We start from the raw sequence: 13,514 nt of genomic DNA, 5'->3' as shown, positions 1-13,514 counted from the left end.
ATATCATTATGCTATTCTTTGCTGTGAATGAATGTTATGCCCAAACCGGTGTGTCCATTCCAGCCAACGCAGATATCATGGCCCATAAAACAGATACCATCGCTATCTTCAGCGATGTACAAAATCACGGCCGCTTCGGTTCTATGAAAGGCGCTGTAGTGATGTTCTTCGGGCAAAAATGGAAGAATGATGAAACAGCACTTTTAACAGATGAGCATGATTATAATGATACGGTAGCCGGTTATGGCGGGATTTTCCGTTTCATGCAGCAGGGTACAACCCCGCAATACATTTATGGTGCCTACAATGCCAGCACCCGCAATGGCCCGAGTTTTCCGAATGTTAGTATCAACAATCCCTTTGGTGTATACCTTGATGATCTCAGCGATCTGAAGATCCGAAATACCTTGAATTTCGAAAACGGGCACCTTCACCTGAATGGCTGGAACCTTGTAGTGGGCAACCTTTCACCGGGTATCATTTCAGGATATTCGGATAAACGTTTTATTGTAACAGGGCAGAATGTGGGCGGCGGCTTTTTATACCGGGAACATATTACCCCGCAGGATAAACAGGTGGTATTCCCGATAGGTACTAAAGAAGGTAGTTACAGCCCGCTTGCATTACAGAACCTGGAATTCGCCTCTGAAAATTTCAGGGCACGTGTGTTCGACAATGTATACAGGAATGCCACATCGGGTAGTATCCTTTCCGGCAACAATGTATTAAAAACATGGAACCTCGCACATGGCGGGAACAGCAGCAATGTATTCGTATGGCTGCAACATGAAGCAAAAGATGAAGGCCCTGCATTTACCCTGCTCCGGGAATTCAGTTATATTTCCCTGTACAGAAACCCCGGCGGCTGGGATACCATTCCTCCCGGCACAGTAGAAAATCCGGGCAGGTTAACCGCTGGTCCGCTTAACTTAAGTTCCTATACCAACACAAGAACTTTCCCCGGCGGCCTGGGGAACAATGTGTACTTTACCAAATCCGCGCTTTTTGTTCCCAGGGCTATCAGCAGCCTTGGCTTTAATGCATTTCGTGTAAGCCTGCGTATGGTGGAAACCAACTGGGCAGCATCCAGGGAAGTGAACATCCTGCAATATGAAGTGCAACGCAGAAAGGAAAATGAAGATAGTTTCTACACCGTAAAGGTACTTCCTCCTAAAACTCCCCGGGGCATAGTGAACACGAGCGTACAATATTACACGGTGCCGGATGATAATTTCTATGATAACTGGACCTATTACCGCCTGAAGGTCCTGGGACTGGATGGCCTGATCACTTATTCGGAGATCAGAAAAGTGCCCTGGTTCTATGAGATCAAAGTATCGCCCAATCCCAACAACGGTCTTTTCTACGTAAGCTTATACGGTTTGCACAAAGCGGTGAGGATGGAAATGTATGATATTGCCGGCAGGCTGCACAATACACGGATATTAACGGAAAGCAATACACGTATACAAATGAGCAGACTCCCGGCAGGTAGTTATGTTTTGGTGTTCTATGATATGGAAGACAGAAGCAAACTGCTGGACAGGAAACAGATCATCATCCTGAAATAGTAAAAAGTATCCATTCTTTCAAACGTAACAGCAACACATTGCCTTACCCCTTCAATTGCAACACCGAAGGTTTTGGTTTCTTCAAGCCCGCTTTCAACATGCCGCCGATCAGTTCTTCCAGCAAGAGCAATGCATCATAAATGCTGACACTCATCAGCACCCGCCTTTGCGCGAGTGCCAGGTTACCATCAGTAGACAATAACTTCCATAACTTTTGCAGTTCTGATTCCGTGTTGGTGGAATCCAGTAAATTATCTGTAAGCAGGCCACCCTGCAAACCTGCCAGTAAGATCTGGGAGATCATATCGCGGGCTTCCTGTAATTTATCCGTACAATAAGTATAATCATTCCGGAGCAACTGCTCCAGTGATTGCAGTACTTTCAGGCATATGCTCGTCCTCATTTCCCCTTTGCGTACCAGCACCTTTTCGTAGGTGAGGGGGTGAATGTTTTTTTCTACAGAGGTCAGTTCCGCCCTCAATACCTGCAACTGGCTTTCCTTATCAGAGAACCCGCCATCCTTGTATATTTTGATGGCATTATCCAGCAACTGCCTCAACGCTTTATCTGTATCGTAATCCTTTTTACTGAATTTTTCAGACACATTGTTGAAGGATACCAGGAGTTGGGCGAACTGTTGTTTATCATTAAAATAAAATCGCTGCATAACGCTGGTTTATTCAAATTCCACCAATAATTCCTCTTTGCCGGTTTCTTCATTTTTCACCGTTTTTACAAAAAGCCCTTCTTCCATGATCTTGGCTTTAATGGTAAATACCGTGGTGTCACTACTGCCGCTCTTCACGAGATTGGTTTCCGGGTTAACGAGTAAGTTTTCCATTTTACTTGCAGAAACCATGGTGTTTTCCTTGATCTTCTGGATCACCTCGGTGAGCATCGTCTGGAACAATTCATTGTTGGGGTAGTGTGATCTGTAAGCACTCTGAAGGCCATATTCATTTATCTTGGCATTGAAGATCTCTGCCAGTGCCAGCAGTGCAATGTTGTCCGGTTTGGCGGGGTCCTGGTTGGAGACCAGTTGCTGATAGAACCTGGGCAGTGCCGGATGGTCCATTACATTTATGGCAGTGGGTTGCGGGGAGCCGCCCGGTAGCCGGGCTACTTTTTTGTTTTTGGAAAGCCTGGAGGTTTGCTGCGGTGGTGTAGACAAAGCTGTTTCGTAATAAACGGGTTTGGTGAAAACTTCATTATTGATTCCGGTATAGTCGGTTTCAACATTGTTGCTTTTGATCAGGAGGGTTTGGATAGCGGCGTTCACTTTACCGGCTACATACTTTTTGAATTCTTCCTCCTGCATGTTGAATAACATAGTGGTGGAGAATTTAGCAGAAGAGATGAGCACGGGAATGGTGAGTTCCATTTCTGGTATTTTGAAACGTGGAACAGCAAAATGCTTCAGCACTTCATCTTTCGAGTAAGCGATGGCGAGGTCTTTGGATACTTTGTCTGCATGGTCTCTTGCCCTTGTGATCTCAGAGAAGATAAAGCCTACATAATCTGCCAGTGTAATATTAGACATATCGGTGATTGTTACAGGAATAATAAAATGGTATCTGAATGCTCCTCAGCATCCAGATACCAGTATGTACTTATGCGGAAAGCATCCCAAGGATCTTTTCCAGTCCGGCAGGCATTTCATCCTGCACAGCTTTTACATTTACGTTGAGTGCAAACTCTTTTTTCACTTCAACGCCGGTAACGGACTTACGTTGATAGGAGGCCGATGCTTTAAAGCTTACAGGGCCCCAGCCAACTGCTAATTCCGCTTTGATGCCCAGCTCGTCAGATACGCTGGAAGTTTCAACGGAGTTCAGTTTTGCGTTGAAATCGATCACTACGTGTTCGATGCGCAGGCTTGGGATAGGCAGCATGGCCAGCAGGGGAACTTTTAAATAGGTCTTCTTGTTGATGGGAGAGCCATCATCTTTTACATCTACCCTTTCATGTGTGAAATCCACCATAACCAGCTCTTTCTTACCCATGTCGCTTGTTACAAAACCAACGGAATTGATGAAGTTAATGGTAGCCAGGGAGCTTTGTACCTGTGCATCCACACAAGCCTGCAAGGGTGCACCGATCATTTTTTTGAAATCGATGTTGTTCAGTTCTGAAACGAGGCCTGCAGGGTTTGGACCAGCTTTGGATACCATCCCTCTGCCTGCGGTTACAGCTTTGGATAATTTTTGGGCTGTGCTGGCTGCAAGTTCTGTAGCAGCTTCAACACTTGGAACGGGAGAAGCAACAGTAGTTCTCCGCGCTACTTTTGGCCGTGGGGTGCGGCTTTTAGGATTAATCTTTGCCATTGTTTGGACATTTAAGTATGAGAAAAAAAAGATAGGTTTTTATGGATTGGGGATCTTGAGTTGTTGTATTAATTCCGGGGGAAGTTCGTCCTGCACTGCTTTCATCTCTAAGGTAAAATGGAAGGATGCCCTGGTTTTTTCTTTGCCGGACTGACGTTGATAGCCTGCGGACATTTTCATGCTGGAACCTGTGGACCTTGCATTGGGGGCGGTTTTTTCAATACCCGTCAGCTTAACATTGAAATTGATATTTACTTCTGCTATGCGTAAACAACTAACAGGCACTAAGGATACCAGCGGCACTTTGAGTTCTATCTTTTTTCCTTCCCGGTAATGAGAAAAGTCTACCGTAGCCACCTGTGCATCACCGGTGAAACTTAACTTTTTAACAAGCTCCACAGCAGCCAGTGCAGAGGCGGTTTGTGCATCCATCATCGCCTGCAGGGGACCTGCTATCATGCGTTGAAGGCTCATCTGGTCCAGCGAAGGCTGTGACACTGATGCTTCTTTCTTTTGGGGCATACATACAAGTTTACTTGCCTAAATGGGAGGCCATTTATGCATGTTGAATCTAATAAGTCTTTTAGGAGTGTGCTGCTATTATATGGTAACGGGGCATCGGGGTATTAAACAGTTCAAAGCAAATTACAATAATATATCGATGCTTTATAAATTGAAAAACAATATTATAAAACAATTGGGAATCAGGCAAATAAATTTTCCGTGTCACAATTCCCCCGAAGATTGCCTTTTTAGCCCCCCATGATTTGAATGGATCAATGTAAGTTTGAATCACGGTAGTCATCGTCCAATACTATACGTCAAACGGTGGCACAGGCTAAACCATATTTTACACTATTTTGCACAGGTCAAGATACACGCTTATGAAGGTCTTTTATGCTGTATTAGCGAACTCGCTCGTTGCTTCCGTTACCAATACATTCGTCTGGTTTGCCGTTACTTTCTGGGTTTTTCTGCAAACGAAATCTGTATTGGCCACTTCCGTGATGGCGGGCATTTATTTTGGAACAGTAGCCCTTTCCGGTTTTTTTCTCGGATCACTGGTAGACAGGTACCGGAAGAAAACAGCCATGCTCATTTCCAGCATCGGCTCACTCTCTTTGTACACCATTGCTTTTATATTATATCTCCTGGCACCGGAGGATGCTTTTACCAAAGATGCCAGTGTATTGTTATGGGTATTTGTTTTGCTGACGTTATTCGGGGCTATCATCGGAAACATCCGGTCGATAGCCCTTTCTACTGCTGTAACGTTCCTCATTCCGGAAGATAGCCGTGATAAAGCAAACGGCCTGGTAGGCAGTACTACGGGTACGGCCTTTCTCATCTCTTCCATCATGAGCGGTATGGCTATTGGTTTCCTGGGCATGTTCTGGACACTTGTAGTAGCTGTAGTGTTAATGTTCCTGGCCATCCTGCATTTATGGACCATTCCCATGAAGGAGAATGAGATTGTTCACACCGTACATGAAGAACCTAAAACAGTAGACGTTAAAGGAACCATCAAAGTTATTAAACTCATTCCCGGTCTTTTCGGACTTATATTTTTCAACTGCTTTAATAATTTCCTCGGTGGCGTATTCATGTCATTGATGGATGCATACGGCCTCTCCATGGTATCCGTGCAGGTATGGGGAGTGCTCTGGGGTGTACTGAGTTTAGGTTTCATTATCGGTGGCCTGGTAGTAGCGAAAAGAGGTTTGGGAAAATCACCCCTGAAAGTACTTTTCCAATGTAACATGCTGATGTGGTTTATCTGCATCTTCTTCACTATTCAGGCCTCCATTGTTCTGCTCTCTGTAGGCATGTTTATATACCTCTGCCTGATCCCCGTAGTGGAGGCAGCAGAGCAAACCATCATTCAAAAGGCCATTCCACCGGAGCGGCAGGGCCGGGTGTTTGGTTTTGCACAAAGTATTGAACAGGCCGCATCTCCTGTAACCGCTTTTATGATAGGCCCCATTGCGCAATACGTTTTCATTCCGTTTATGACTACGGGCGCAGGAGCTGACCTTATCGGGGATTGGTTCGGTACCGGTATGGCCAGAGGGCTTGCACTGCTGTTTACTGTTACAGGATTAATAGGTTTCATTGTCACCATCCTGGCTAAACAAACGCGTTCTTACAAAGAGCTGCTGGCTTTGAAATAAATTATTCTGCTTTTAAACTATGAACAGGATTAGCTACTACTGCCCTGATAGTTTGGTAACTGATCGTGAGCAAAGTGATCAGCAGGGTTATAATACCCGCCGCGAGAAATATGCCTGGCCCTACCGGAGTACGGTAGGCAAAGCCCTGTAACCAATGGCTTATAGCCCACCAGGATACAGGTAACGCTATCACAATAGCAATGAATACCAGTTTCAGGAAATCTTTCGATAACATCAGGTAGAGATTGTTGGCAGTGGCGCCTACTACTTTCCGGATGCCTATTTCCTTCTGTCTTCTGTGTGCTGTAAAAGCCGCCAGCCCAAAAAGCCCGAGGCAGGAAATGAGAATGGCCAGCCCTGCAAAATACCGGGAGAGGATAGATACTCTTTTTTCTGAAGTATACATCCGCTGGAAGGTATCATCCATGAAGGTGTAGTTGAAAGTGAAATCAGGATTGAACTGCTTGTATATTTTTTCGATCCCTGCAATGGCTTCTTTTTCTTTTCCTGTTGTTATCCTCGCAACTATTCTTTTGGAACTTGTGTTCAACCGCAGGAATACTGGCTTAAGGGGCTCATGCAGTGATTCATAATGGAAGTCTTTCACTACACCAATGATCGTTCTGTCCTCTCCCCAGAGTTTTACTTTTTTGCCCAGCGGGTCTTTCATGCCCATGAACTTTATAGCAGTTTCATTAAAGATTATGGCATTACTGTCCGAACCGAATTCCGGGGAATAACTTCGTCCTTCTTTCATCTCAAATCCAAGCGTTTCTATCATATCATAATTCGCACCTACATTTTCAAATTCTGTCCTATCCTCAGGGTCTTTGCCTGTCCAGACCACACCGGAAGTACCACCATCATGACCAGTTAAAGTATGCCCTATGCTGGAAGCCTTCACTACTCCCGGTACTTTCCTGACTTCATCAAGAAAGCTCTGGAGCTGGTCGCTGTTATTCAGCTTCCCTTCCTTATTAAAACTGAGCACGTTCTCTTTATTATATCCCAGTGGCCTGGATTGTACATAAGCGATCTGTTTATACACTACCAATACAGATACGATCAGGATAACAGATAAGGAGAACTGGAATACTACTAATCCTTTCCGCACCAATACTTCTCCCATGGAATTCCGGAGTTTTCCTTTCAGGATAACGGCAGGATTAAAACCCGAAAGATAAAAAGCCGGATAACTGCCTGCAATGAGCCCTGTAAGTAAAGTAATACCTAAACAGGAGAGGATAAGCCTCGCATTGGGAACGAGTGTTAATTGTTTATCTGTAATAGTATTAAAAGATGGCAGGAAAATGAGCACGAGTGCAAAAGCCAGGAGGAACGCCAGAAAGGTCATCAGCATGGACTGCCCCAGGTACTGTATGATCAGTGATCTCCTGTTGGCGCCCATCACTTTTTTAACGCCAACTTCTTTTAACCGCTGGGCTGCTTTAGCTGTTGAAAGGTTCATGAAATTGATACAGGCGATGATGAGGATAAAAATAGCAATCAGAGAAAACATCCGCACATAATCTATCCGTCCGCCTTTTAATACACCGTTTTCATATTCACCATATAAATAGAGCTCTGAGTATCTTTTGAGGAAGGGGGTTCTGTGTTTAGCTTCATTATTGGTTTTGGACATAATGAACGCAGGGAGTTTCTGATCAACACGGGCCGGGTCTGTTCCCGGCTTTAATAATACATAGGTGCGCGGGCCGGTGTTGAACCAGCTGTTATTAGAACTGTTCTGCTCCTTCAGAATATCCGTGGAGAGCACACAATCAAACTGTTCTGATGCATTTACAGGAGGCCTTCTGAAAACAGCAGAGACAGTGTATTTTTTGTCATGCTGGTAGATAAGTGTTTTCCCGATCACACCTTCTGTGGTGTTAAAAAGTTTAAGGGCCAGCTCATCAGAGATGGCGATTGCATTTTTGTCCGGCAATACCTGTTGCGGGTTCCCCTGTAAAATTTCGTAGCTGAACACATGGAAAAAATCCTTGCTCACGTACCTTCGTGCGCTTTGTATTTCGCTGGTCCCATCCACGGAAAGAGAGATGTCATCTGCTTCGCTCGTAGCGGTAGCATATTCTACTTCAGGCATTTCTGCAACCAGTGCTTCAGCAGTAGGCAGGGATGAGCTGTGAGCCGTCCAGATCCCATCTGCTTTTTTGCGATGCTCCATGTATTTATATAACCTGCTGTCATTCTTGTTGAATTTGTCAACACTCAATTCATCACTTACCCACAGGTAGATAAAGAGTACACAGGCTAAACCGGTAGAAAGGCCTACAAGGTTCAGCAAGGTAAACTGGCGGTCCTTCTTTAAACTGCGCCAGGCGATCTTGATGTTGTTTTTCAGCATAAGGGGAAATTAGTGCAAAAGCAACTGCCAATTCAATACCATACTATCGAAGCATTGATAACCAATGTATAATGTTTGCGCGTTATCACCAAATTGTCCGTTTTTGATACATGATGCGTTCGTATGCGAACATGACGCATACGCCCCTTTTTTTGGCGGGATAAGCCCCTGCATGAGCCGGTGAATTGAAGTAAATTGCCTGTAAATAATTTTACCATGGGAACAACAACAACAGAAAGCACCAGGATGATCGGCATATTAGCCATGTATGATCTGCAGACACCTTTCCTGAACAGCGTGCTGGAAGGTATTTCAGATGAAGATGCACACAAGCGTTTGCATCCAAAAGCAAATCACGTTGCGTGGCTGGCCGGCACGCTTGTGCAGCAACGTTACGACATGGCAGGGTTATTAGGAGGCAGTGAACACCGCCAGGCAGCTCATGATCTTTTTAAGGATAACCAGGGCATAAAGGATGGCGTTACCTATCCTTCGCTGGAATCTTTCAAAAAGGACTGGGCATTTATCACACCTATCAGCAGGGAAGTGCTCACAAAGGTTACAGATGAAAAGCTGAACAGTATGTTTGAAGTGCCGGGTATGAGTTTTCCTTTCTTTGACCTGATCACTTTTACCAGCTACAGGGAAGCAAACTGTATCGGACAGATCGCATTACTACGCAGATTGCTGGGTTACGAAGCAATGAAATACATGTAAGCATTATGGATGTGAATGAATTCATGCAAAAGCTGGAGCATCCGCTCAAAGCAGAAGTAGAAGCGCTCCGCAGCATTATCAGAGAAGCAGACCCCAGAATTGCAGAACGGGTTAAATGGAACGCACCCAGTTATTATTATAAATTAGACATGGCGGCCTTTAATCTGCGCCAGACTAAGTTCGTGCAACTCATCCTTATCTTCCCGAAGGGCTTGATCAAAGATGCATCCGGACTCCTTTTAGGAGATTGGAAAGACAGAAGGGAAGCGCGTTTCACCAATATGGAAGAAGTGCGCGCAAAAACACCTGCATTACAGAAGGTAGTACGGGAATGGATAAAACTGGTAGAAAAAGATCAATAGGAGTCCTTATGTAATATATACAACAAAAACCTCTTTTTGTGGGTTGACCCCAGCTTTGACTGCGCCTAACTTTGTAGACATAATAAAACAGTATCCAATGTCTACCGCAGAATTCGACACATTGTTAGTAAACAGTAGTGACTTCCTGTATCCATATGCGCTCAAGCTTACACGGAATCACGATGAAGGAAAAGACCTCTACCAGGAAACTATCTGCAAAGCATTATCCAACCGGGATAAGTACAAGGCTGGTACCAATATCAAAGCCTGGTTGTACATCATCATGCGCAATACCTTCATTAACGGCTATCGCCGGAAGTATAAAATGATGCTGCATATTGAATACGGCCTTGATCATGTGGACCATCATCCCACAGAAAAAGATGTAAGCCTGTTCGTAAAAGATATCCAGCAAGCCATCGGGCAATTACCGATAACACTGAGAAGGCCTTTCATGTTATATTATGAAGGATACAAGTACCAGGAAATAGTTAAGATACTGGCAGAGCCATTGGGCACTATTAAGAGTAAGATCTTCGGAGCGAGGAGAATGCTGAAGGCAAGTGTGAAGCGGTATTAATTATTTTTTTATTCATTCCTGCACCTGGCTCATATAACTATCTCCAATTGGCAGTTCAATATCCGCAAGGGGAGGGTTTGCTGGAAGCTGGGCAGGTGCAATTGCTGAAAGGCGCGGCGGTTATCAGCAATCCCTATGAGCACGAACTGGCGAATTACCTGCAACTCATATTCAGTGATACTAATGAAGAACCGGCATTATATTCCTTCCATCTGCAAAATAAACTCACAGACCTTTTTGTTGCCAGTATGCAGCATGGATTATTGTTTGCATCCATCGGGAAGTTCAAAGGAAGGGAAAAGCTGGTGGAGTTGCCTGCATAAAGGAATATTGTTTGGCGCGAAATGGTAACCCTTTGTCGTAAGATGATAATAATGGCGCAGGGCCATGGGTCTACCTTTACATCATCATCAAACAATAAACCTTAAAAATATGATACAGTTAACAACCACTATGCAGATCAACGCTATTACTTCAGGCGCCACCGGAATAGGCCTTATTGCAGCAGCTTCTCCCATTGCCGGTTTATTCGGCGTAACGCAAACGATGCCTTTTATTGCTACCGGTATCTTCCTGGTTTTATTTGCGATCTATGTTTTTGCTGTAAGTAAGGGGAAGCCCATCAATGCGGCCGGGGTTCGTTTTGTGATAATCATGGATGTTTTGTGGGTATTGGCCAGCGTGATTGCTATTATCGCGCTCTTTCCCCTGATCTCAGGAATTGGCAGTTTTGCCATTGGAGCCGTGGCCGTTTGGGTAGCCGGAATGGCTTACCTGCAATCCGCGGGCCTTAAAGTGATGGCTTAACTACTCGCAGGGGTGTATCCAAAGGGTACACCCCTGTTTAGTCTTTCTAAAATCTCTCCCGTTCTTCACATAGGGTGATCCTCTAAGATTACCGTAAGGATCCTCTAGCCATCCCGGCTTTAGTCCCCCTAAACTCACTTGCCATGGATATTAAAGAAATTATAATCTGTCATGGGGGCATCGGTAAATCCAAGGTTACGGCCTATTGTGGTGATCTGCCCCCTGTGGTAGGTGCCATGGTTCACAACATGCATGATATATTCAAAATTGGCGAAGTCTGATTGGAACCAGGGGCTCACTACCATTGTTTTTTCATCGATCTGGTCTGCGGTCATACTGTCCAGGAAAGCTACAAATTCTTCTGATTGCGCCACGATAGCGGAAAACACTTCTTCCAGGGTTTTGCTTTCTTCCCAATTGATATTTGGGGTTTCGTCCCTTCTGATAATGGATAACCAGTATTGCTGCGCCTGCAGGATATGGAAAAGGGTTTTTCGCACACTGGGAAAGCTGGAAGCTACTTCTTGTTCCAATACGCTTTCCTCTTTGGTCCTGAGCCAGTTAACCAGGGTTGTATTAGCCCAGGCGTTATACCGGATGTAGTTCTTAGCTAAATAAACGATAGATGTTTCAGTTGCTTGGGTGACAGTTGCAGTGTGTTCCATAATGTTGTAGTTTTTAATTGTAATACAAAGTAAATGGGGGTTAGTGACAAGAGTATGTCAGTAGCTTTTAAAGAAATTCAGATTTTTTTTCAGATCGGGGAATAATTTAACTAAAATTGTTCCGGGATGCCGCTGATAACTGACAAACACCTGTTAATAAAACTGAAGGAGGGCGATGAGCAAGCTTTCCGGGAATTATATGTGCGGCATCACCGGCAGGTATTGGCTTTTGCGATCCATTTAACCCATTCCGCCGTAGATGCGGAAGACATTCTGCAGGACACTTTCCTCCGGATCTGGACCAACCGCTCCCAGTTACCTGACATTGAGCGCTTCGACAGCTACATTTTCATGATAGCCCGGAACCGCACCCTGGACCATTTACGCAAAGTGGCCCTCCAGCAAAGACTGATAGACCAGGTTTGGGCCAATATCTCTGATACTTCAGAAGAAAACCCGGCCGTAGAACTGGATGCCCGGGAAAGTAAACACCTCATCCACCAGGCCCTGGAGGCGCTGTCTCCTCAAAAACAGACGGTTTTCCAGCTCAGCCGGCAACAGGGGCTGAGCCATGAAGAGATTGCCCAACAGCTGGGCCTTTCCAAAAGCAGGGTAAAGAACCTGCTGGTGGAAACCCTCAAACATCTGCGAGTATTTTTGGCCAGGCATTCCAGCCTCCTGATATTTTTCTAAAAATTCCGGTCCTTCCCTTCCTCCCGTACGTCTTTATTTAAACACACCCTCCCATATGCCGTACGATCCGTCAAGAATTACATACCTGCTTCAACGCTATACAGCTAAATCCTGTACAAAGGAAGAGCTGGAAGAATTGTTTGCTGTGATCGCGGCGGCAGAAAACGATGATACCCTGCACCAGTTCATGGAAGCTGAATTTCACCGGTTTAACGGGGAGGAGGCATTCCCGCAGATAGATACGGAAAGCGTTTACGCCAGCATCGTTAAAAAGGAACCCAGGCGGATATTTACACTACCAAGAGTGGCAGCGGCGGCTGCGGTTTTATTATTGGCCACATGGTGGTTTACCCAGCAGCCCAAGAAATCAGCCCCTCAAATAGTAGAACAACAAAAACGCCCCATCCTCCCCGGCAGCAACAAAGCCACCCTCACTTTAGCAGATGGTTCCACCGTAACGCTGGACAGTACCGGCAACCAGGTGATCAGCCGCGGCGATACAAAGATCTCCCAGCAGAACGGACAGTTATTATATAGTAGTGCAGGAAAAACAGCAGAAGGTTACAATAAATTATCTACTCCCCGTGGTGGCCAGTTCCGTGTGGTATTGCCGGACGGTACCAAAGTATGGCTGAATTCCGCCTCCTCTCTCCGCTACCCTATGGCCTTTACAGGAAAAGAAAGGATCGTGGAGCTGGAGGGGCAGGGATATTTTGAGGTGGCGCAGAACGCAGAACAGCCCTTTAAAGTAAAAGCGCACGAGATGGAAGTACAGGTACTCGGCACCCATTTCGATATCATGGCCTATGCAGATGAAAACACCGTGAACACCACTTTGCTGGAAGGCGCCGTACAGGTGAAAGAAGGAAATACCGCCCGTTTGCTGAAACCCGGTCAGCAGGCCATTTTAAAAAGCCATGCTTTCACCGTACAGGAAGCGGACGTAAAAAGAGTGATCGCCTGGAAGAACGGGCTGTTTGTGTTTAACGACATGGCCCTGCCGGCTATCTTAAGAGAAGTGGCCCGCTGGTATGATGTAGAGATCGTTTATGAAACAACACCAGGAACAGAACTCTATGGCGGGGGGCTTGCCCGGAACCTGCATTTATCCAATGTGCTCACCCTGCTGGAAGGGAGCGGATTCAACCATTTCAGGGTAGAAGGAAGAAAAGTGATCGTATTACCATAAAACTAAAAACACACGTTATCGTCAACCAAAAATAAAAAACCGGATTCCGATTGCAGTCGGGACCCGGTGT

At 45.3% G+C, this 13,514-nt stretch carries 15 protein-coding genes; 9 read left to right on the top strand and 6 right to left on the bottom strand.

Features of this window, described 5'->3' with window-relative positions:
* Positions 1 to 8 precede the first annotated feature (8 nt).
* Entirely contained in the window at positions 9 to 1,571 is a 1,563-nt protein-coding gene (locus AAHN97_RS22310) for a T9SS type A sorting domain-containing protein (protein ID WP_343304311.1), read from the top strand.
* A gap of 43 nt (positions 1,572 to 1,614) precedes the next feature.
* On the opposite strand, the gene AAHN97_RS22305 is transcribed toward AAHN97_RS22310, so the two are convergent.
* From AAHN97_RS22305 to AAHN97_RS22290, 4 genes are all read right to left on the bottom strand, one after another.
* The gene (locus tag AAHN97_RS22305; RefSeq protein WP_343304310.1) at positions 1,615 to 2,238 is read right to left on the bottom strand and encodes a hypothetical protein; all 624 of its coding nucleotides are present in this window, start codon (positions 2,236 to 2,238) and stop codon (positions 1,615 to 1,617) included.
* 9 nt (positions 2,239 to 2,247) lie between these two features.
* Positions 2,248 to 3,111 (bottom strand): hypothetical protein, encoded by an 864-nt coding sequence (locus AAHN97_RS22300; protein WP_343304309.1) that lies wholly within the window; start codon positions 3,109 to 3,111, stop codon positions 2,248 to 2,250.
* A gap of 70 nt (positions 3,112 to 3,181) precedes the next feature.
* Entirely contained in the window at positions 3,182 to 3,895 is a 714-nt protein-coding gene (locus tag AAHN97_RS22295; RefSeq protein WP_343304308.1) for a DUF2589 domain-containing protein, read from the bottom strand.
* 39 nt (positions 3,896 to 3,934) lie between these two features.
* Positions 3,935 to 4,417, bottom strand: a complete 483-nt coding sequence (locus AAHN97_RS22290) for a DUF2589 domain-containing protein (protein WP_343304307.1) — start codon at positions 4,415 to 4,417, stop codon at positions 3,935 to 3,937.
* Between the two features lie 362 nt (positions 4,418 to 4,779).
* Here AAHN97_RS22290 and AAHN97_RS22285 point away from each other — a divergent pair, with 362 nt between their 5' ends.
* A complete protein-coding gene (locus AAHN97_RS22285; RefSeq protein WP_343304306.1) occupies positions 4,780 to 6,066 on the top strand; it encodes an MFS transporter in 1,287 nt (428 codons plus the stop codon).
* Position 6,067: 1 nt separating this feature from the next.
* Here the strand turns inward: AAHN97_RS22285 and AAHN97_RS22280 are convergent, their stop codons facing one another.
* Positions 6,068 to 8,431, bottom strand: a complete 2,364-nt coding sequence (locus tag AAHN97_RS22280) for an ABC transporter permease (protein WP_343304305.1) — start codon at positions 8,429 to 8,431, stop codon at positions 6,068 to 6,070.
* A 216-nt stretch (positions 8,432 to 8,647) separates the two neighbouring features.
* Here AAHN97_RS22280 and AAHN97_RS22275 point away from each other — a divergent pair, with 216 nt between their 5' ends.
* From AAHN97_RS22275 to AAHN97_RS22255, 5 genes are all read left to right on the top strand, one after another.
* Entirely contained in the window at positions 8,648 to 9,148 is a 501-nt protein-coding gene (locus AAHN97_RS22275; protein WP_343304304.1) for a DinB family protein, read from the top strand.
* A 5-nt stretch (positions 9,149 to 9,153) separates the two neighbouring features.
* Positions 9,154 to 9,510, top strand: coding sequence for a DUF1801 domain-containing protein (locus AAHN97_RS22270; RefSeq protein WP_343304303.1), 357 nt, complete (start codon positions 9,154 to 9,156; stop codon positions 9,508 to 9,510).
* Positions 9,511 to 9,607: 97 nt separating this feature from the next.
* Positions 9,608 to 10,090: an RNA polymerase sigma factor gene (locus AAHN97_RS22265; RefSeq protein WP_343304302.1), complete on the top strand. Its 483-nt coding sequence runs from the start codon at positions 9,608 to 9,610 to the stop codon at positions 10,088 to 10,090.
* 47 nt (positions 10,091 to 10,137) lie between these two features.
* Positions 10,138 to 10,413: a hypothetical protein gene (locus AAHN97_RS22260; protein WP_343304301.1), complete on the top strand. Its 276-nt coding sequence runs from the start codon at positions 10,138 to 10,140 to the stop codon at positions 10,411 to 10,413.
* 109 nt (positions 10,414 to 10,522) lie between these two features.
* Positions 10,523 to 10,897 carry a hypothetical protein gene (locus AAHN97_RS22255; protein ID WP_343304300.1) on the top strand — a complete coding sequence of 125 codons (375 nt, stop codon included), beginning with the start codon at positions 10,523 to 10,525 and terminating at the stop codon, positions 10,895 to 10,897.
* A 134-nt stretch (positions 10,898 to 11,031) separates the two neighbouring features.
* Here AAHN97_RS22255 and AAHN97_RS22250 read toward each other — a convergent pair whose 3' ends face one another.
* The gene (locus AAHN97_RS22250) at positions 11,032 to 11,562 is read right to left on the bottom strand and encodes a DinB family protein (RefSeq protein ID WP_343304299.1); all 531 of its coding nucleotides are present in this window, start codon (positions 11,560 to 11,562) and stop codon (positions 11,032 to 11,034) included.
* A gap of 126 nt (positions 11,563 to 11,688) precedes the next feature.
* Between AAHN97_RS22250 and AAHN97_RS22245 the strand changes: the two genes are divergently transcribed.
* Both AAHN97_RS22245 and AAHN97_RS22240 read left to right on the top strand, forming a co-directional pair.
* Positions 11,689 to 12,255, top strand: a complete 567-nt coding sequence (locus AAHN97_RS22245) for an RNA polymerase sigma factor (RefSeq protein ID WP_343304298.1) — start codon at positions 11,689 to 11,691, stop codon at positions 12,253 to 12,255.
* A 55-nt stretch (positions 12,256 to 12,310) separates the two neighbouring features.
* On the top strand, positions 12,311 to 13,444 hold the full coding sequence (locus AAHN97_RS22240; RefSeq protein WP_343304297.1) for a FecR family protein: 1,134 nt from the start codon (positions 12,311 to 12,313) through the stop codon (positions 13,442 to 13,444).
* Positions 13,445 to 13,514: the final 70 nt, after the last annotated feature.

It is taken from the genome of Chitinophaga niabensis (assembly GCF_039545795.1).
In the GTDB taxonomy this organism is placed as follows: domain Bacteria; phylum Bacteroidota; class Bacteroidia; order Chitinophagales; family Chitinophagaceae; genus Chitinophaga; species Chitinophaga niabensis_B.
Note: the sequence above shows the minus strand (reverse complement) of the source record. Positions and strands in the feature narration are given on the sequence as shown.

Excerpts from the sequence above, each read along its gene's own strand:
- AAHN97_RS22300 (WP_343304309.1), bottom strand. The coding sequence starts at position 3,111 with ATGTCTAATATTACACTGGCAGATTATGTAGGCTTTATCTTCTCTGAG.
- AAHN97_RS22275 (WP_343304304.1), top strand. The coding sequence starts at position 8,648 with ATGGGAACAACAACAACAGAAAGCACCAGGATGATCGGCATATTAGCC.
- AAHN97_RS22250 (WP_343304299.1), bottom strand. The coding sequence starts at position 11,562 with ATGGAACACACTGCAACTGTCACCCAAGCAACTGAAACATCTATCGTT.
- AAHN97_RS22245 (WP_343304298.1), top strand. The coding sequence starts at position 11,689 with ATGCCGCTGATAACTGACAAACACCTGTTAATAAAACTGAAGGAGGGC.
- AAHN97_RS22270 (WP_343304303.1), top strand. The coding sequence starts at position 9,154 with ATGGATGTGAATGAATTCATGCAAAAGCTGGAGCATCCGCTCAAAGCA.
- AAHN97_RS22295 (WP_343304308.1), bottom strand. The coding sequence starts at position 3,895 with ATGGCAAAGATTAATCCTAAAAGCCGCACCCCACGGCCAAAAGTAGCG.
- AAHN97_RS22285 (WP_343304306.1), top strand. The coding sequence starts at position 4,780 with ATGAAGGTCTTTTATGCTGTATTAGCGAACTCGCTCGTTGCTTCCGTT.
- AAHN97_RS22240 (WP_343304297.1), top strand. The coding sequence starts at position 12,311 with ATGCCGTACGATCCGTCAAGAATTACATACCTGCTTCAACGCTATACA.
- AAHN97_RS22265 (WP_343304302.1), top strand. The coding sequence starts at position 9,608 with ATGTCTACCGCAGAATTCGACACATTGTTAGTAAACAGTAGTGACTTC.
- AAHN97_RS22280 (WP_343304305.1), bottom strand. The coding sequence starts at position 8,431 with ATGCTGAAAAACAACATCAAGATCGCCTGGCGCAGTTTAAAGAAGGAC.
- AAHN97_RS22310 (WP_343304311.1), top strand. The coding sequence starts at position 9 with ATGCTATTCTTTGCTGTGAATGAATGTTATGCCCAAACCGGTGTGTCC.
- AAHN97_RS22305 (WP_343304310.1), bottom strand. The coding sequence starts at position 2,238 with ATGCAGCGATTTTATTTTAATGATAAACAACAGTTCGCCCAACTCCTG.
- AAHN97_RS22290 (WP_343304307.1), bottom strand. The coding sequence starts at position 4,417 with ATGCCCCAAAAGAAAGAAGCATCAGTGTCACAGCCTTCGCTGGACCAG.
- AAHN97_RS22255 (WP_343304300.1), top strand. The coding sequence starts at position 10,523 with ATGATACAGTTAACAACCACTATGCAGATCAACGCTATTACTTCAGGC.